Origin of the sequence: Flavobacterium gillisiae (assembly GCF_900107635.1) — a bacterium.
Taxonomy (GTDB): domain Bacteria; phylum Bacteroidota; class Bacteroidia; order Flavobacteriales; family Flavobacteriaceae; genus Flavobacterium; species Flavobacterium gillisiae.
This window is the reverse complement of sequence record NZ_FNRD01000016.1, coordinates 1-17,839: the sequence shown is the minus strand read 5'-3', so window position 1 is coordinate 17,839 and position 17,839 is coordinate 1. Positions and strand designations below refer to the sequence as shown.

At 34.3% G+C, this 17,839-nt stretch carries 17 protein-coding genes; 6 read left to right on the top strand and 11 right to left on the bottom strand.

Annotated elements, in window-relative coordinates:
* Positions 1-348: 348 nt before the first annotated feature.
* The 5 genes from dnaN to BLV35_RS17770 form a co-directional block, all read right to left on the bottom strand.
* Complete coding sequence (gene dnaN / locus BLV35_RS17790) at positions 349-1,467, bottom strand: DNA polymerase III subunit beta (protein WP_091093412.1); 1,119 nt, start codon at positions 1,465-1,467, stop codon at positions 349-351.
* Positions 1,468-1,576: 109 nt separating this feature from the next.
* A complete protein-coding gene (gene gldG, locus BLV35_RS17785) occupies positions 1,577-3,262 on the bottom strand; it encodes a gliding motility-associated ABC transporter substrate-binding protein GldG (protein ID WP_091093410.1) in 1,686 nt (561 codons plus the stop codon).
* The gene (gldF, locus tag BLV35_RS17780; RefSeq protein ID WP_091093408.1) at positions 3,262-3,987 is read right to left on the bottom strand and encodes a gliding motility-associated ABC transporter permease subunit GldF; all 726 of its coding nucleotides are present in this window, start codon (positions 3,985-3,987) and stop codon (positions 3,262-3,264) included. Before gldF ends, gldG begins: the two co-directional genes overlap by 1 nt.
* Positions 3,988-4,045: 58 nt before the next feature.
* Positions 4,046-4,342 carry a putative quinol monooxygenase gene (locus tag BLV35_RS17775; RefSeq protein ID WP_091093405.1) on the bottom strand — a complete coding sequence of 99 codons (297 nt, stop codon included), beginning with the start codon at positions 4,340-4,342 and terminating at the stop codon, positions 4,046-4,048.
* Between the two features lie 54 nt (positions 4,343-4,396).
* Positions 4,397-5,227, bottom strand: a complete 831-nt coding sequence (locus BLV35_RS17770) for an SAM hydrolase/SAM-dependent halogenase family protein (protein ID WP_091093403.1) — start codon at positions 5,225-5,227, stop codon at positions 4,397-4,399.
* A 195-nt stretch (positions 5,228-5,422) separates the two neighbouring features.
* Between BLV35_RS17770 and BLV35_RS17765 the strand changes: the two genes are divergently transcribed.
* Both BLV35_RS17765 and BLV35_RS17760 read left to right on the top strand, forming a co-directional pair.
* On the top strand, positions 5,423-6,373 hold the full coding sequence (locus BLV35_RS17765) for a PhoH family protein (protein WP_091093400.1): 951 nt from the start codon (positions 5,423-5,425) through the stop codon (positions 6,371-6,373).
* Positions 6,374-6,529: 156 nt separating this feature from the next.
* A complete protein-coding gene (locus tag BLV35_RS17760; RefSeq protein WP_245712102.1) occupies positions 6,530-7,348 on the top strand; it encodes an SDR family NAD(P)-dependent oxidoreductase in 819 nt (272 codons plus the stop codon).
* Between the two features lie 21 nt (positions 7,349-7,369).
* Here BLV35_RS17760 and BLV35_RS19770 read toward each other — a convergent pair whose 3' ends face one another.
* From BLV35_RS19770 to hmpA, 3 genes are read right to left on the bottom strand one after another with little or no spacing between them, the layout of a single operon-like run.
* Positions 7,370-7,603 (bottom strand): DUF2798 domain-containing protein, encoded by a 234-nt coding sequence (locus BLV35_RS19770; RefSeq protein ID WP_176980656.1) that lies wholly within the window; start codon positions 7,601-7,603, stop codon positions 7,370-7,372.
* Positions 7,584-8,033, bottom strand: coding sequence for an RrF2 family transcriptional regulator (locus tag BLV35_RS17750; RefSeq protein WP_091093395.1), 450 nt, complete (start codon positions 8,031-8,033; stop codon positions 7,584-7,586). The genes BLV35_RS19770 and BLV35_RS17750 overlap by 20 nt, the downstream gene beginning before the upstream one ends.
* A gap of 9 nt (positions 8,034-8,042) precedes the next feature.
* Positions 8,043-9,242, bottom strand: a complete 1,200-nt coding sequence (gene hmpA / locus BLV35_RS17745; RefSeq protein WP_091093392.1) for an NO-inducible flavohemoprotein — start codon at positions 9,240-9,242, stop codon at positions 8,043-8,045.
* Between the two features lie 242 nt (positions 9,243-9,484).
* On the opposite strand from hmpA, the gene BLV35_RS17740 reads away from it, so the two are divergent.
* The 3 genes from BLV35_RS17740 to BLV35_RS17730 all read left to right on the top strand — a co-directional run bounded on the left by BLV35_RS17740 (position 9,485) and on the right by BLV35_RS17730 (position 13,813).
* Positions 9,485-10,345, top strand: a complete 861-nt coding sequence (locus tag BLV35_RS17740) for a Cof-type HAD-IIB family hydrolase (RefSeq protein ID WP_317040188.1) — start codon at positions 9,485-9,487, stop codon at positions 10,343-10,345.
* A 73-nt stretch (positions 10,346-10,418) separates the two neighbouring features.
* A complete protein-coding gene (locus BLV35_RS17735) occupies positions 10,419-12,767 on the top strand; it encodes a S9 family peptidase (RefSeq protein WP_091093390.1) in 2,349 nt (782 codons plus the stop codon).
* 92 nt (positions 12,768-12,859) lie between these two features.
* On the top strand, positions 12,860-13,813 hold the full coding sequence (locus BLV35_RS17730) for a phosphoribosylaminoimidazolesuccinocarboxamide synthase (RefSeq protein WP_091093388.1): 954 nt from the start codon (positions 12,860-12,862) through the stop codon (positions 13,811-13,813).
* 75 nt (positions 13,814-13,888) lie between these two features.
* Here BLV35_RS17730 and BLV35_RS17725 read toward each other — a convergent pair whose 3' ends face one another.
* From BLV35_RS17725 to BLV35_RS17715, 3 genes are all read right to left on the bottom strand, one after another.
* Complete coding sequence (locus BLV35_RS17725) at positions 13,889-14,428, bottom strand: SRPBCC family protein (RefSeq protein ID WP_091093386.1); 540 nt, start codon at positions 14,426-14,428, stop codon at positions 13,889-13,891.
* A gap of 23 nt (positions 14,429-14,451) precedes the next feature.
* The gene (locus tag BLV35_RS17720) at positions 14,452-14,907 is read right to left on the bottom strand and encodes a DUF1801 domain-containing protein (protein WP_091093383.1); all 456 of its coding nucleotides are present in this window, start codon (positions 14,905-14,907) and stop codon (positions 14,452-14,454) included.
* Between the two features lie 182 nt (positions 14,908-15,089).
* On the bottom strand, positions 15,090-16,178 hold the full coding sequence (locus BLV35_RS17715; protein ID WP_074724695.1) for a M42 family metallopeptidase: 1,089 nt from the start codon (positions 16,176-16,178) through the stop codon (positions 15,090-15,092).
* 80 nt (positions 16,179-16,258) lie between these two features.
* On the opposite strand from BLV35_RS17715, the gene BLV35_RS17710 reads away from it, so the two are divergent.
* Positions 16,259-16,936 (top strand): DUF4294 domain-containing protein, encoded by a 678-nt coding sequence (locus BLV35_RS17710; protein WP_091093381.1) that lies wholly within the window; start codon positions 16,259-16,261, stop codon positions 16,934-16,936.
* Positions 16,937-17,839: the final 903 nt, after the last annotated feature.

Genomic DNA, 17,839 nt, shown 5'->3' with positions numbered 1-17,839 from the left:
GTATTGATAGAAGAAGAAAGAGTATATAAAATAGAGAAGAGAAGTTAGAGAAAAGAAAATAGAAATTAGAAATAAAATTCAGGAAGTAAAAAACCCAAAGTAAAAAACACAAAGTAAAACACTCAAAGTAAAACACACAAAGTAAAAAACACAAAAAATTCCATTTCGTCTCCCCCTCCTTCGGAGGGGGCCGGGGGGAGGACCCAAAAAAAAACCGCATATCCTGGTTAGGAAATAGCGGTTTTTTTAAATATAAAAAATGGTTTGGTTAATAGCGTAATCGTTTCACAATGATAGGTATTATATTTGAATCTTAAAAATTTAATACAACAAAATCACAATTTATTGTTAACTGTTCAGCATTACTGGCATTACCAGCATTGTTACAGTTTCACCTTCTTCCAGTCCGTCAACAGGAGTAAGGATCCCAGCTCTGTTAGGTAATGACATTTCAAGCATTATCATATCTGATTGCAGGTTTGTCAACATTTCAGTAAGAAAACGGGAGTTATATCCTATTTGCATATCGTCTCCTTGATAATCACAAGTCAATCTTTCCTCTGCTTTGTTAGAGTAATCAATATCTTCTGCAGAAACATTCAATTCAGCACCTGCAATTTTCAAACGAATTTGGTGTGTTGTTTTATTAGAGAAAATAGCAACACGACGTACGGAGCTCAAAAATTGAGAACGGTCAATCATTAATTTATTTGGATTCTCTTTTGGGATAACCGCTTCGTAGTTTGGATATTTTCCATCTATTAAACGACACATTAAAATATAATTATCAAAAGAAAAAGTAGCATTCGAATCATTGTATTCAATTTTCACTTCAGCATCTGAAGTAGAAAGAATATTTTTTAGAATAGTCAAAGGTTTCTTTGGCATGATAAAATCAGCTACTTGAGATGCTTTTACATCTGTACGTGCATATTTTACTAATTTGTGTGCATCAGTGGCCACAAATGTTAATCCTTCTGGCGAAAACTGAAAAAATACACCAGACATTACTGGACGTAGATCATCATTTCCAGCAGCAAAGATTGTTTTGCTAATAGCTGTTGCCAATACATCAGCAGGAACTAAAGTTACAGAAGGCTCTTCTAGGTTAACAGATTTTGGAAATTCATCACCTGGAGCATACGCTAACGCATATTTACCAGAGTTTGAACTAATCTCTATCGTGCTATTTTCTTCAACAGTAAAAGTTAGAGGTTGTTCTGGAAAAGTTTTAAGGATCTCCAATAGTAATTTTGCTGGTACAGCAACACTTCCTTTACTCGTGGAATCAATAGCTAAGTTAGCAGACATAGTAGTCTCTAAATCACTCGCCGAAACCGTTAATTCGTTATTGTCTAATTCAAATAGGAAGTTGTCCAAAATGGGCAAAGTATTGCTACTGTTGATAACATTACCTAAAACTTGTAATTGTTTTAATAAGTACGAACTCGATACTATAAATTTCATCTGTTTAATTTTATTTTTTGGGTATCTATTTTAATTTAATTTTTAAAACACAATACATTTTACAAATATATCGTAAACTATGCTAGTATTGAAACTTTTTTATTAACATCTATTGACCGTATTTCCTTTTTCTAAGGTAGGTAAATAAAGCGCCAAATAACACTAAGATAAGGAGTGGCAGCCCGATAGTTATGACTTGCGTCTTTGTATAGTTCTCAAAAACTTTTTCTTTATCTAATAACGGTAAATCTAAATCCTTGCTTCGAATGTTAATAAGTCCAGTATCGTCTAATAGGTAATTGACACAATTCAGCAGGAAATCTTTGTTGTCGTACAAATTTCCAGAACGTTGATCATAACCCAGTTCTACAGGTTGATAGTTTTTATCCAATTGGTTTTTTATCAAATCTCCATCAGAAATCACAATCATTTTATTCTTCTTTCCTACAGCTTCAAACTTAGTTTGTTCAAAAGGTAAAACCCTATTTTCAAACATAGAATGAAAGGATCCTTCGAGTAATACAGCAAGCGGAATATTTCCGGTTTTGATATAATGATTCGGACTGGTTTCTTCAGCAACAATATCCAAATTCACTTCTACTGGAGCACCTATTTTTTTAGAATATTGAGATGACTGAAGTAGTACGGTTTTCTTAATTCCATTTTTCAAGGTATCGATAGGATTCGCAAAATCAAATTTGATTCCCCCTAAATTTTTTACGATAGGATGCGTACTTTCTGGATAAACCAATGGAGCAAACTTCCAGTTGAATTCCTGATACTGAGTAGCACTTCCTTGTTCGCCAGTCGCCAGTTTTATTGGACTTCCTTGCTCGTCTTTGACGATGTCTGGGTTAATACGGAAACCATATTTAAAGAACATATCGTTCAAATTCAAATCCCTTGGGAAAGCTAATGTCGATCCAGATTCATTGTAAAGGCTGTCCATTTCCACATTTACTTGATCCACTAACCAAAGAGTCTTTCCTCCGTTAATGATGAACTGGTCTAAGACCTGTTTTTCGGCATCAGAGAACATTTCGGTAGGTTTGGCGATAATAGCTAAATCGTATTTTTCTAAGGCGTTTAGATTGCCAGTAGGATCTTTTGCAACCGAATCTAACGTAAAAGGGCCTATGTGATAACTTTCTCTTATTTGTAACAAGAATTTAGCCATTAATACATCCTGAAGTTCCCCGTTGCCTTTGATTACGGCAACCGTTTTTTGCTTGGCAGTTGTGATTTTATGTAAGGCATCCGAAATGGAGTATTCAAGATGTTGCACCGAACCAATGACCATTTCGGTGGTTGAAGCGCCCATTCTATTTTTTAACAATGGAATATTAACTTCTTTGTTTTGGTAAACTGCGATAGCCCACGGAAAAACCATCGCTTGAGATTGTTTTCCTTTGTCATCAACTGTTATATTTACTGGAGTTAAACCTTTTCGATACAACTCTTTGATGTTATCCATACTGGTATCTTCGTTTTCCAATGGATTGATGAATTCAAATACGATATTTTTGTTATACGCTTGAAATTCTTCTAACAACTGCTGTGTTTCTTGCTGCAGTCTTTTGAACTCAGCTGGCAAATCCCCTTGCAGGTATATTTTGATGTACAACGGTTCTTTTACTTCTTCGATTATATTCAAAGAAGTGGTAGAAAGTGTGTATCTTTTATCCTTTGTTAAATCAAAACGATGAAAAAACCGGTTCCCAATACCATTTATAACCAGTAATACTGCGATTGTAATCAAAACCGATTTCAGGTTGCTTTTTTTAATTGGTACCATTACAATTTAAAAGATTTAAGTTTATAAACAGTAAACGAAAGAAACAATACGGTTACACTCACAAAATAGAGCACGTCTCTAGTGTCTATCACGCCACGGCTCATACTTTTAAAGTGGTCTTGCATTCCAAAAGCGGAGATAAATGTCGAAAAAGAAGGTGTTAATGATGCGAGGCCTTCGAAACCAAAATAGAAAAAGAAACATACGAATACGGACAATATAAAAGCTACGATTTGATTATCGGATAAGGTAGAAGTGAAAACGCCAATGGAAGAATAGGCACCGATCAGAAATAACAGTCCCACATAAGAACCAATGGTACTTCCCATATCAAGATTTCCTTCTGGCATACCCAGACTAGATATTACTTCGACATAAATAAATGTTGGAATAATAGCCATTACAATCAGTAGTACTGCGCCAAGAAATTTTCCGTTTACGATTTGCCACAGACTCAAAGGTTTTGTTAAAAGTAATTCAAGTGTTCCCTGCTTTTTCTCATCCGAAAAACTGCGCATGGTTACCGCAGGAATCAAGAAAATCAAAATCCAGGGTGCTAAAGTAAAAAACGGGGTCATATCGGCAAATCCGGTATTTAGAATGTTGTAGTCTCCTTCGAAAACCCAAAGAAATAATCCGTTGAGAATTAGAAATAGCGCAATGACTAAATAACCGATGGGCGAACCAAAAAAGGATTTGATTTCTCGTAATAATATGGCTTTCATTAATTTTTTATTTAAAAAGTTTAAGGTTTAAAGTGGTCTAAATTGAGACTCAAAAACGTTAAACTAAAGAAGCTAATTTATCCACACTCCAAGCCTCAGCTTTAGCATTGAATAATTTTTTGGTAAAACTCCATACTTCATTAAAAAACTCAGAATTTCTGTAATTTTCTAAGTCTTCTTCGGTGTCCCAATAGCTATACGTGAAAAAGATACTTTTGTTGTCTTTGTCCTGATATAACTCCAATAAACGATTCCCAGGAGCACTACGGATACGTTCCTTAATGGATTCGAAATTTTCTAGAAATGCAGGTATGTTTTCTTCGTGAAAACTCAATTTTACTATTCGTACAAACATGTGATTTATATTTAACGATTGATGATTTTAGATTTTTCTATTTATGATACTCTTCTAATTCTTAAATTGGATGGAAACCACATCTCGATAATTCAATCCTAACAGGCTATTAGCTGAGCCTACTTTGGAAGGGTTACTCCTAAAAATGGCAATTTCGAGAAAACCAGCTTCATTAAAAATAGCCAATTTTTCCCCTTCATAATTCTTTATAGGATATTTATCAGAACTGGCAATTGCGGAATAATTTGGCAAAATAGTTTTTATGTTTTTAGTTTTCATTACAATCTCGTAAGGCCTGCCTTTGGCAACTTCTACAAACTGTCTTTTACTAATATTGGTCACCACATTGCCAAAATGATCTATATAGATAACATGCCCTTTCAATATGTTATTGTCATCAGAGATAACGGCTTTTTGTTCTGTTATTTGCTTGATGCTGTTAATTTCTTTTCCAATAACATTCAATAATCCTCCTTTGGCGATATGACAGGCGACCATAACAAAAACATCCATGCCGGTCGCTTCACTAGGCAGTCGATCGTGAATGTTGATAGCAACCATTTTTTGTGGAACAATTTTTTGCGAAAGCATACTTAGAATACCATTATCGGCAGCAATAAAATAAGAATCGTTCCATTGCATTACAATATGTTGGTTCTCTTTATTCAATTCCATATCCACTCCTATCAAGTGAACGGTACCTTTAGGGAAGCTCGAATAGGCCGCACTAATAATGTAACTTGCTTCAACTGTGTTGAATGGGTCAATGTCGTGTGAAATGTCGATAATGGAAGCTTCAGGATACTCAGATAATATTTTCCCTTTCAACGCACCTACAAAGTGGTCTTTCAAGCCGTAATCGGTAGTAAGGGTAATTATTGACATATATTTTTTATAAATATTGGTGGATTCTAAAACTAATTTTCATTAAATTTGAGAAATGCAAATCTAATAATAGTAAATTCAAAAAAGCAAAAAACGAAAAACAAATTCCAAATAATAAGACAAATAATACTGAGGTTTAAAACCAAAACGGATTAGATTTATTAATCAATTTAATTTAATTTAAAACTACAACTTTTGAACGAAAAAACAATCGAGCTCATAGACATCGCTCCAAAAGAATTTTGGGGCGCTCAAGACACTCATCTTGAAACAATTAAGAAATATTACCCAAAGCTTAAAATTGTTGCTCGAGGAACTACTTTAAAGGCATTTGGAGAAAAGGAAATATTAGAGGAGTTCGAAAAACGTTTTCAACGGTTAATGTTGCATTTTACAAGATACAACAACATTGATAATAATGTTATTGAACGTGTTATTTTAGGCGAGAGGGAGGACGATCGAAGAACATTAGTAAACGATAAAATTCTGGTGCACGGTGTTGGTGGTAAAATTATCAAAGCCATGACACCCAATCAACAATTACTAGTTGATGCGATAAATAAAAATGATATGGTTTTTGCCGTAGGTCCAGCAGGAACAGGGAAAACGTATACCGGGGTGGCAATGGCAGTAAAAGCATTGAAAGAAAAGCAGGTAAAACGTATTATTCTTACTCGACCGGCAGTAGAAGCAGGGGAAAATCTGGGGTTTCTTCCTGGAGACATGAAAGAAAAACTGGATCCTTATATGCAGCCGTTATACGATGCTTTGCGCGATATGATACCAAATGAGAAACTAGAAGATTATATTCTAAAAGGGATTATACAAATTGCTCCGCTTGCATTTATGCGGGGACGAACTTTGGATCATGCTTTTGTAATTTTGGATGAGGCGCAAAATACAACACATTCCCAAATGAAAATGTTCTTAACTCGTATGGGAAAAAGTGCGAAATTCATGGTAACTGGAGATCCAGGACAAGTTGATTTACCAAGAAGAACCATTTCAGGTCTTAAAGAAGCATTGTTGGTTTTAAAGGATATTGAAGGAATTGGAATCGTGTATCTGGATGATAAAGACATTGTAAGACACCGATTAGTGAAAAAAGTATTAGATGCTTATAAATATACCGAGAATCCAGACTAAAAATAAAAACTGTATTTTTGACAGGTAGTGAAATCAGTACTATTTACGACCCCATATGGGGTCGTACTTTTTAAATGAATATTGATTTTTTCGTTGAAACAAGTTCAAAAAGTAGCAGTTTGTTTGTATTATAATAATAATAGAATAAAAATATAAATGTTGAAGAATGTACTTATAACCGGAGCTTCCGGAGGTATTGGGAAGGAAATTGCATTTCATTTTGCTGAAAATGGATGGAATGTTATAGCTACTATGATTCATCTAGATCACGGTAAAGAACTGCAAGGAGTAGAAAACATCAGCTGTTATTTGCTGGATGTGACTTCAACCGAAAGTATAGCCCTTGCTAAGAAAAAAATAATTGAAGATTTTAAAACTGTCGATGTTGTAATAAATAATGCCGGAGTGGGCTACCGGAGTTTTGTGGAATTAGCTGAGGATACTGAAATCAATACTATTGTTGATGTAAACTGGCTTGGAGTGGTAAAAGTATGCAGGGCATTTATTCCTGAATTTAGGGCGCAGCAGAAGGGACATTTTATAAATATAACCTCCATTGCGGGTTTAGTTAACTTACCCTTAGGTAGCTTTTACCATTCGACGAAACATGCCGTTGAGAGTTTTTCTGAATGCATGGCTTACGAATTAATTGATTTTAATATCAGCGTTTCTACGGTTCAATTTGGAAATACACCTTCTAATTTTCAAAAAAATGTAGTTAAATCGTGTAGATCGTCTTTGCCTTCGTACAATAATTTAATGGAAAAAATAAGTCTGATATTGGAAAATAAAACCAAGAAAAATACCGACTTAAAACCGCAAATTATTAAGGAAGTTTTAAAGATCGCTGAAAATCCACCTAAAAATTTCAAGAGGTATACGATTGGTTTTGATGCCAATAGTTTGAGTTATCTTAGGTCTGGAATTGGTTATCGTTTATTCGGTAGGATAATCAGACAATCTGTTTTTAAATAAATAGCAGCTGTTTTTGCCAAATTAAAGAGCTTGATCCTTCAAAAAAATATTTTTGAGAACCCGCTTTACTTTTTTCTTATATAAATAAGGAATAATATAGATGTTGAAGATGCTGGAAATCGAAGCAGCTATTATCCACGATTGAGTCCATAGTAAAATGAAATCAATACTATTTTTGGTATTTGTATTAATTGATGTCAGTGTGAATGTGATAAAACAAGTTACGATGACGCTATTAAGAATTGTTTTGCGCATTTGTATTATTTTCAAAAATGGAATTCCAATCATTGAATTCAAGATCCGACAGATTAGATTCGTTTAAACTCTCAATAAATAGCAGGTAAGCTTTATTGAATAATGATTTTAATTTGCAATTATGGGATTTGAAAACACAGGGTTTAGCATCACAATTAACAATAGGGGAGTCATCTTGTTCTAATAAATGGATTAAATCTCCCAAAGGAGTTTGTTTCGCTTTTTCGGAAATTGATATCCCACCGTTTTTCCCTCTTTTAGTTAGTACCAATTGATTTGTAGCTAAAAATTGAACCACTTTAACGAGATGGTTTCGTGAGATCTTGAAAGCATTAGCTAAATCATCCAAAGAACTTTGAGGGCTGTCTTTTTTTTGATTTAAATACATCAAAACACGCATACTAAAATCGGTAAAGTGGTTTAATTTCATAATTTTTTTTTAATTTAAAGCTAATAATTGAGGTCCGAACTCTTCATAAAAGATAGCCTCTTTTGTAACACCAAGTTCTATTAAAGATTGATATTGTTTCTTGATAAACAATTCAGGTCCGCAAATATAATATTTTGCATCGTTAATAATTATTTCTTCTTTGTATTGATGCAGTTCTGCTCTTCCTTCGATAGCATTAGTTTCATAATCGGGTAGTGTTTCATAAAAAACGAATGAAGTTAACCAGTTCTCCTTGCTATTCAAATCCTCGATTGCGTCTTTAAAGGCGTGTACATTTTCATTACGACAGCTATGGATCCAAATTGTTTTGTTTTTTTGAAGTGAATGGCTATTGGCTTCAACCATACTCATTAAAGGAGTTACTCCAACGCCTCCACTAATTAATACTAATGGATTTACGGATTCGGGATCAGCGTAGAAAACTCCCGCAGGGGCGGTAACATCAATAGTTTCTCCGATTTTTTTAGTATGTAGTACATTCGAAACAAAGCCATCAGGTGTAGTGCGTCCTTTTTCACTTTTTACTGATATACGGTAATACTCTTCATGAAAACTGCTAGATAAGCTATATTGTCTGGGTTGTTCATGTCCTAATTCAGGTATAAATGTTTTAACAGAAATGTATTGTCCTGGGAAAAAAGTAGCAATAGCATTACCATCTTTAGGTTTTAGATAAAAAGATTTAATTTCATCACTTTCGGTTACTATTTTATCGATTACAAACGTTCTCCAGCCAACCCAACCGCCTTTAAGATCTGCTGTTTTTTGATACATTTCGGCTTCAATAGAAATCATTATTTGAGCTAGTTCGGTATATGCACAGGTCCATGCTTCCACTAGCTCAACAGTTGCAGCGTCGCCCAATACTTCTTTGATAGATTCGATTAAATTATGTCCCACGATATCATATTGCTCAGGAAGTATGTGTAAGCTAACATGTTTATTCCCTATGGATTTCAAAACATTTATTAAAACTGTTGGGTCGTCAATATTTTCGGCGTAAGCCAATACAGCTCCAGTTAAGGCATTTTGTTGTTTACCATTGGCTTGGTTAGCCATATTAAAAATGTTTTTTAGTTCAGGGTTGTTTGTCAACATTCTTTGATAAAAATAAGTCACCAAGGCGTTACCACTGGATTTTAAGACAGGAACGGTAGCTTTGACTAATTCTTTTTGTGCAGTATTCATGATTTTTGTATTTAATATTTTTACAAAGGTAGGCTAAAAGTTTAATTGTTGTATTTAAAATGCAACAATTAATATTTGTACATCATTTTGATTTGATAGGTGGTGAGAAATGGTAGGTAATAAGTGAAGTAAAAGACAATTGGTTACCCTCGTATAAGGTATAAATACAGCAGCGTTTTTAAATGTAAAGAACTTGTTAACTATTGGTTTGCTATTGGAAATCTATTTAAAATTCAATATTTTTGAAAAGATTACAAATGAATATGAAAATTAAAATGTTAGAAGAGAAAATAAAAGTAGTAATTACTGATTTAGATGGAACATTATTAAACAAAGAACACCGAATATCAGAATATACCAAAACAGTTTTTCAAGAGTTGCACAAGCAGAATTATCTGCTAATTGTTGCTACAGGTCGTCATCATCTCGATGCTATGCCTATTGTTAAAGGCTTAGGATGTCCGGTCTATTTAGTAACATCAAATGGAGCTAGAATTCACTCGCCAGAAAATGAACTTCTTTTTTCTCATAATATTAGTAGCGAGGCGATAAAATCAGTTTTATCACTGGGAATAGATGAAGAGTTTACCACAGTAGTATTTAAGGAGGATGTTTGGTTGACTAATAAACATAATGAGGCTTTAAACAGTTTTCAGACGGAATTGAATTATTTGCCTGAGCTTGTAAATTTTGATACCGTAAAAGACTTGAGTGCCATAAAAATGTTTTTTACTCATGAGCGCCATTCTAGATTAATGGAGCTGAGAGATAAAATAGTAGAAAAGTATTCAGGTGTTTTTAGTCACGCATTTAGTTTACCGCTTTGTTTGGAGTTTATGGACAAGACGGTCGATAAAAGTGTGGCTATTGCCAAGATTTTAGAAATAGAAAGTCTAAGTTTTCATCAGACCATTTCCTTTGGTGATGGATACAACGATGAAAATATGTTAAATGCTACAGCCAAAGGATTACTAATGGGAAATGCTCCTGATAGTTTAAAGAACAAGCTTTCTCACCTTGAAGTAATAGCAACTAATTACGACAATGGCGTAGCTACATATCTATCTGAAAAACTACTGAAGCATACTATTTTAAGTATTTAAGTATTCTAAAAGTCACGATATTTTTTTAAATACGATTCAAAGTGTATTTTTGTGTGAAACAAACCGTACAAAAATGATCAGAACTCTTTTTATCGTAGCATTTATATTTTTCTCCTTTACGTCCCAAAGTCAAGTTCTTCAGCTTGAAGACATCATGAAAGGAGACACTTTCATTGGAGAGCAGCCTTTTTATGGTAGATGGTCTTTAGATAGTAAAAAAGTATATTTTGAATGGAACCCCAATAATGAGTTGGGAGCCAGTACTTATTTCTGGGAAAAAGGAATGACAAAACCTCTTTTAGTTGCTGCGCCAGAAGCTTCGTTCTCTAAATTAGATTTTAAAGGAAAACCGAATGCAGATATCGTATATTATATTGATAAAGGAGCTTTGTATTCGTATTCTATCCAAAATAAAAGGAACAAAAAACTACTGCAACAATCTAATCCAGTTTCTAATCTACAATTAGGAACAGATGTAGGAATGTTGTTTTTTGTGCAAAATGAAAACATCCTTAAATTAGATACGAATCTAGGGACACTTGTCCAACTCACGAATTTTAAACAAGGAAAAGAAAAGGAAAAGGAAGAGGAGAAAGACAGTTTTTTAAATTCTCAGCAAAAAGAATTGTTTCAATTTATTCGTGATCAAGAAGCAAAGAAAAAATGGAATAAAGCAAAAGCTGATGAAAATAAATCAGACTTCCCTAAAACATATTATTACGGAAAAAGTTCTTTTGAAAGTCTGAAGATGGCTCCAAAAGGGAATTACGCCACTTTTAGATTAGTTGATGCTGCTGAGAGTAAAAGCGAAATAATGGAAAATTTCATTACAAAAGACGGTTACAATCAATCCGTAGATACAAAGAGAAAAGTATCGGTAGCAAATTTAAATAAATCAAAATTCGGAATTTATTCGGTGGCTAAAGATTCCGTTTATTTTGTCAATTTTTCTACTTTAAGTCATATTCAAGATAATCCTGCCTACTACAACGAATATGAGAATTTAAAAAATAAAGAAAAGGAAGATAAGTTGGTTTTTGTTCAAGAACCTACCTATAGTGAAGATGGCGTGCATGCCATTACAGAGATTAGAAGTCTGGACAATAAAGACCGATGGATCGTTGAATTAAATTTAGAAAAAGGAACTTTCAAGGAGTTAGAGCACCAGCACGATGAAGCTTGGATTGGTGGACCTGGTATTCCTCCATATGCTAATAGTTCAGGAACTTTAGAATTTTTGGGAGATAATGAAACTATTTATTTCCAGTCGGAAGTATCAGGATATTCACATTTGTATAGTTATAACTTAAAGTCAAACAAGAAAATCCAACTCACAAAGGGAAATTGGGAAGTAAGAGAAGTAACACTTTCTAGGGATAAGAAATCTTTTTATTTAACTACAAATACAACACATCCAGGAAATCGGGAGTTTTATAAGTTGGGAGTTTCTGGCGGTGAACTACAACCCATTCTGACTAAAGATGGAGCGCATGAAGTAAGTCTATCTCCTGATGAAAGTACAATGCTTGTTCGTTATTCATATAAAAATAAACCTTGGGAATTTTATATAGCTGCCAATAAAAAAGAAACAGCATTAAGCGGAATAACGCATTCTACCTCCAAAGAGTTTGAATCTTATTCTTGGCGAACTCCTGAAGTAATCACATTCAAATCACAAGATGGGACTAATGTAAATGCAAGACTATACAAACCTGAAGCAACCAAAACAAATAAAGCAGCCATTGTCTTTGTTCATGGTGCGGGTTATTTGCAAAACGCCCACAATTACTGGAGTAGTTACCATAGAGAATATATGTTTCATAATTTATTGACTGATTTGGGTTACACCGTTCTAGATATCGATTACAGAGGCAGTGATGGTTATGGACGAGATTTCAGGACGGGAATTTACCGATTTATGGGAGGGAAAGATTTATCAGATCAGATAGATGGTAAAAATTATTTAGTTCAAAATTTAGGCATTGATGCAAATAGAGTAGGTATGTACGGTGGATCATACGGCGGTTTTATAACGCTAATGGCAATGTTAACAGAGCCTACCGAGTTTAAATCGGGTGCAGCTTTACGTTCAGTTACAGATTGGGCACATTACAATCATGGATATACAGGTAATATTTTGAATTTCCCGGAAACTGATCCTGATGCTTACAAAAAAAGTTCTCCAATTTATTTCGCGGATAATCTTCAAGGAAACTTATTAATGCTTCACGGAATGGTGGATGATAATGTGGAGTATAAAGATATTGTTCGTTTGTCACAACGTTTCATTGAGCTTGGAAAGAAAAACTGGAGTCTGTCCTCTTTCCCAGTTGAAGCTCACGGCTTTAAAGAAACTTATTCATGGGTTGATGAGTATAGTAGAATATTGAATTTATTTAATGATACGCTTCTTGAAAAATAGTGCGTTCTATTACCTTAATAATGTTTCAACAATTTTGTGTTTCTCTGCGAAACAACCTATTTTTGCAAAACAACAACGCAACACTAATCATAATGAGTAATACAATTACAACTACGGATTTTAACTTCCCAAATCAAAAATCGGTTTACCGAGGTAAAGTAAGGGAAGTGTACAATATCAATGACGATCTATTGGTCATGGTAGCGACAGACAGACTTTCAGCTTTTGATGTGGTTTTGCCAAAAGGAATCCCTTACAAAGGTCAGATTCTGAATCAAATTGCTACTAAGTTCATGGAATTAACGCAGGATATTGTTCCGAATTGGTTAATTGCAACTCCGGATCCTAGTGTCGCTGTAGGTCATTTATGTGTGCCTTTTAAAGTAGAAATGGTAATTCGTGGATACCTATCTGGTCATGCGGCTCGTGAATACGCTCTTGGTAAAAGAGAAATTTGCGGTGTTCCAATGCCGGAAGGATTAAAAGAAAATGATAAATTTCCAACTCCTATAATTACGCCGACAACAAAAGCAGATAACGGAGAACACGATGCAGATATTTCTCGTGAGGACATTTTAGCAAAAGGAATTGTAACAGAAGAAGATTATTTAGTTTTAGAAAAATACACCAGAGCTTTATTTCAAAGAGGAACTGAAATAGCTGCAAGTCGCGGTTTAATATTGGTAGATACCAAATATGAGTTTGGAAAAACTAAAGAAGGTGTAATTGTTTTAATTGACGAAATCCACACTCCAGATTCTTCTCGTTATTTTTACTCTGAAGGATATCAAGATAGACAAGACAAAGGAGAAGAGCAAAAACAATTATCTAAAGAGTTTGTACGCCGTTGGTTGATTCAAAATGGTTTTCAAGGTTTAGAAGGACAACAGATTCCTGATATGTCTGATGAATACATCGAAACAGTTTCTGAAAGATATATTGAATTATATGAAAAGATCCTTGGTGAAAAATTCGTTAAGGCTGACATTTCAAATATCAATGAAAGAATTGAACAAAACGTCTTGGCTTATTTAGAGAATAGATAGTAAGATAAACATATTAAAAGAGAAAGCCGCAATTCTGTATGGAAATGCGGCTTTCTCTTTTATTATAGCTAACTTTTATTTTTCTAAAATGACTTTTAAATTATCAAGTCCAGTCTGTAGGTCATTACCAATAAGCTTTTCCATTTGCATAATAGGCAACATTAAATTCATGGGGTAATCCATAACGCCATTAAATCCCCATTTAATTTTAGTTTCATTAGGTGAAATTGCTTCTGTAATCATGTAGGCTTTAGCGGTTGATTTAAATGGGACTTTAAAACGTAATTCAAAATAAATTTGTTTTCCTTCCACGATATTTTTTATCTCTTGTTCGCCAACACCTACCTCTTCATTATCACTTTCCCAGGCTGCAATCGCACCGATAGTGCCGTCTACTCCGGTGAAAGTTTTCTTCATGTTTGGGTCCGTCTTTGACCAGACGCTGAAATTATCTTGATTTTTCAAGTGTTTTACATAATTAAAAACGGTGTCTTTTGGTTGGTTGATAACCACTTCTCGCTCAACTGCATATTCTTTTGGCATAAATAATGCGATAATTAAAGCCAGAGCGATGATTCCTAAGATGGTAAAGAGAATTCCTTTGATAATTTTCATAGTTGTAAATTTTAAGGTTGTTTTTATTTTTTGATCTGTGATTCATAAATTGCGATCCATTCTTCAACGGACATTTTTTGAACTAGATCAGCAATCAAATTAAAAGGAATTTGGTCTGCTTTTTTGAATCGAATACAACTTTTTCCCATATCTAACTTTTGATTGCTGTGTTTAGGGAATTCATCGGTAAACCATTTCAATAAATCAGGACTAGCATAAATGCCCATATGATATAAAGCGATAAAGTTTTTCTGTGAAGCAATATTGATAAAAGGTAGCGGAAGTTTAGTATTGCAATGATAGCCGTTTGGATAAATTGAATGTGGTAGAACGTAACCAATCATTCCATAACTCATTTCCTCGTTAAAGCCTTTAGGGATATTGGCAAGAATGGTTTCTCGAAGGTTATTCATTGCTGTTTTTCGGTCTTTGGGAAGTTCGTTTAAATACTCTTCGATATTTTGAGCTTTTGACTGCATTTATAGGTTCTTTGGTAAGTAAATTTAATAAAAAAGCCGTAATTCAATTGTAGAATTACGGCTTTTTTTATTTTAGCCCCGATAGTAGCGGCATCTCCCGATTTAGAAAAACAAGGCTTTTTTTAGCCGTAGTTTTTGTTTATCGGGAATACAGCGGATAGCGGGATTAGCTCCTGAAACTATTATTTAAAATAAGAAAATGTTTCGTTGTTCTCTATTTTTAAAAGTGTTTCGTAAATTAGTTTAATAACATTTTCTACGTCATCACGGTGCACCATTTCAACAGTCGTATGCATATAACGCAAAGGAAGCGAAATCAATGCTGAAGCCACACCACCATTGCTGTACGCAAATGCATCTGTGTCTGTTCCAGTAACTCTTGAAGAAGCTAAACGTTGGAAAGGAATTTTCTTTTCTTCGGCAGTATTTAGAATTAGTTCTCTCAGGTTATTTTGAACTGCAGGTGCATAAGTCACCACTGGCCCTTTTCCTATTTTAGTATCTCCTTCAATTTTCTTGTCAATCATAGGAGTAGTAGAATCGTGACATACATCAGTAACAATAGCTACGTTTGGTTTGATGGTTTGAGTAATCATTTCAGCACCACGAAGACCCACTTCTTCTTGAACAGAATTGGTGATGTACAATCCAAAAGGTAATTTTACTTTGTTTTCATGCAATAAACGCGCTACTTCGGCAATCATAAAACCACCCATGCGGTTGTCTATGGCGCGACAAACAAATTTGTTTTCATTCAAAACCATAAATTCATCAGGGTAAGTGATTACACAACCCACATGAACGCCTAGTTTTTCAACTTCTTCTTTAGTCTCACAACCTAGGTCAATGAAAATGTTACTTATTTTAGCATTTTCTTCTTTGTCTCTATTACGAGTATGAATAGCTGGCCAGCCAAATACTCCTTTTACAATTCCTTTTTTTGTGTGAATATTTACACGTTTAGAAGGTGCAATTTGGTGATCAGATCCACCGTTTCTAATTACATAAACCATTCCTTCATCAGTAATGTAGTTTACATACCATGCAATTTCGTCAGCATGTCCTTCAATTACTACCTTATAAGGAGCATCTGGATTAATAATTCCTACTGCTGTTCCGTAAGTGTCTGTTATAAATGTATCAACATATGGTTTTAAATACTCCATCCACAATTTCTGGCCTTCGGCTTCAAAGCCAGTTGGGGATGCGTTGTTTAAATATTGCTCTAAAAATGTAATAGAGGATTCTTTTAATATCGATTTAGTGCTCATAAAATATATTTTTTGCTAAATTATAGAATTGGCATTACACTTGCGTATATAATGTATAATTTTACGGTAAATTTTTTTTTATGCATTTTATTAAATTTTCGATTTTCTTTCTTTTTTTAACGGCAGTGGTTCATGGACAAGTGATTTCTAGAGACACTACAAAAATGGGTTATGTTTTAAGGGATACAGACGAAGCGCTTAATGACACTATTCAACTAGAAGAAATTATTGTTTCAAAAGAAAAGTTGGATCCTGATGCTAAGAAGCAATTTCTTATTTTGCAAAGTAGAGTCTATAGAACCTATCCTTATGCTAAGTTAGCTTCCGAAAGATTAACGCTTTTGAATAAAGGAATGGAAAGGCTTTCTACCAATAAAGAAAAAAAGAAGTATTTCAAAATAGTGGAAAGTTACCTTAATGATGAATTTGAGGCAAAGCTGAAAAAACTGTCTCGCAGTCAAGGACGGATATTAGTAAAGTTAATCCATCGCCAAACTGGAACAACAACCTTTGACCTGGTAAAAACACTGAAAAGCGGGTGGAAAGCCTTTTGGTCTAACACCGCAGCCAGCATGTTTGATATTAATTTAAAAACAGAATATGCTCCTTACGTTTCTAATGAAGACTTTTTGATAGAAACTATACTCACAAGAGCATTTGAATCTGGGAGATTGCAGAATCAACCACCGGCACATCCAGTAGACATAGATAATCTGAATGATTTCTGGGAAGCTAAAGCACAGCAACCAAAACCATAAATATCATTTGGGCGTTCCCCATTATAAAAAAAGAGGGTATACCTATATATAAAGGAGTAGCCTCTTTTTTTATAATGGGTCGGGCTATCCGCTACAAGTCCTCGTCTCGTCCCAAAAGACGAGACTGTGGGCTTTTCGCTACTATCCCTAACGCAAGCAAAAGAAGGTTAGCGGTACGTGGTTTTAAGTTAGAATTGAAAAACACAACTTAAAAAAGAAAGATTAGTGGTTATTGAATACAAATACTCAAAGCTGAGGCTTTATATGAGTACAAAAGGAAGGTTGGCAATTCAGTTATCGCATGGTGAATCCATAGTAAAAACACTTTATTTACCAACAAACCCCGCAAACCACGTCCGCAAAGTCTCCCTCTCCTTCGGAGAGGGCCGCGGAGAGGAAAAAACTTTCTCCTTCAGTACGCGTATTTCCAGCGAGTTAAACCCAAGGTTAAGAAAGCATCAAAAAATAGTCAATTAAAAGTATTGAATACCGGTATAAAGGGTCTACTTTTGCACCCGCAACAGCGAATAAGTTCATTAAAAGATTGGCAAGTGATTAAGAGGTTTAGGATTAGAAATCATTTCTAAAAATAAATCAAAAAAAGCTTGTGAGATTTGATTTTACTTATTACTTTTGCACCCCGCAAAACATGCAAAGTTCCTTGAAAGACTGGTGAGAGAAGATAAAGAAAACGGAGATTTACATCTTCAAAAAAACTTTAAATTTTTCTTGCGAGAAACAAAAGAAGTTGTACTTTTGCACCCGCTTCGAGAAACACGAAAAGTGATTAGCGAGGTTGAAAAAAGATAAGAACACGTTCCTAGACATATTGAATTGACAGCCGTTTTAACAGAGATGTTAAAGCAAAAGAATAAAGAGTAATAGAATCGATAGATTTGAAAA

Coding starts and splice junctions, on each gene's coding strand:
- dnaN (WP_091093412.1), bottom strand. CDS start 1,467: ATGAAATTTATAGTATCGAGTTCGTACTTATTAAAACAATTACAAGTT.
- gldG (WP_091093410.1), bottom strand. CDS start 3,262: ATGGTACCAATTAAAAAAAGCAACCTGAAATCGGTTTTGATTACAATC.
- gldF (WP_091093408.1), bottom strand. CDS start 3,987: ATGAAAGCCATATTATTACGAGAAATCAAATCCTTTTTTGGTTCGCCC.
- BLV35_RS17775 (WP_091093405.1), bottom strand. CDS start 4,342: ATGTTTGTACGAATAGTAAAATTGAGTTTTCACGAAGAAAACATACCT.
- BLV35_RS17770 (WP_091093403.1), bottom strand. CDS start 5,227: ATGTCAATAATTACCCTTACTACCGATTACGGCTTGAAAGACCACTTT.
- BLV35_RS17760 (WP_245712102.1), top strand. CDS start 6,530: ATGTTGAAGAATGTACTTATAACCGGAGCTTCCGGAGGTATTGGGAAG.
- BLV35_RS19770 (WP_176980656.1), bottom strand. CDS start 7,603: ATGCGCAAAACAATTCTTAATAGCGTCATCGTAACTTGTTTTATCACA.
- BLV35_RS17750 (WP_091093395.1), bottom strand. CDS start 8,033: ATGAAATTAAACCACTTTACCGATTTTAGTATGCGTGTTTTGATGTAT.
- hmpA (WP_091093392.1), bottom strand. CDS start 9,242: ATGAATACTGCACAAAAAGAATTAGTCAAAGCTACCGTTCCTGTCTTA.
- BLV35_RS17735 (WP_091093390.1), top strand. CDS start 10,419: ATGATCAGAACTCTTTTTATCGTAGCATTTATATTTTTCTCCTTTACG.
- BLV35_RS17730 (WP_091093388.1), top strand. CDS start 12,860: ATGAGTAATACAATTACAACTACGGATTTTAACTTCCCAAATCAAAAA.
- BLV35_RS17725 (WP_091093386.1), bottom strand. CDS start 14,428: ATGAAAATTATCAAAGGAATTCTCTTTACCATCTTAGGAATCATCGCT.
- BLV35_RS17720 (WP_091093383.1), bottom strand. CDS start 14,907: ATGCAGTCAAAAGCTCAAAATATCGAAGAGTATTTAAACGAACTTCCC.
- BLV35_RS17715 (WP_074724695.1), bottom strand. CDS start 16,178: ATGAGCACTAAATCGATATTAAAAGAATCCTCTATTACATTTTTAGAG.
- BLV35_RS17710 (WP_091093381.1), top strand. CDS start 16,259: ATGCATTTTATTAAATTTTCGATTTTCTTTCTTTTTTTAACGGCAGTG.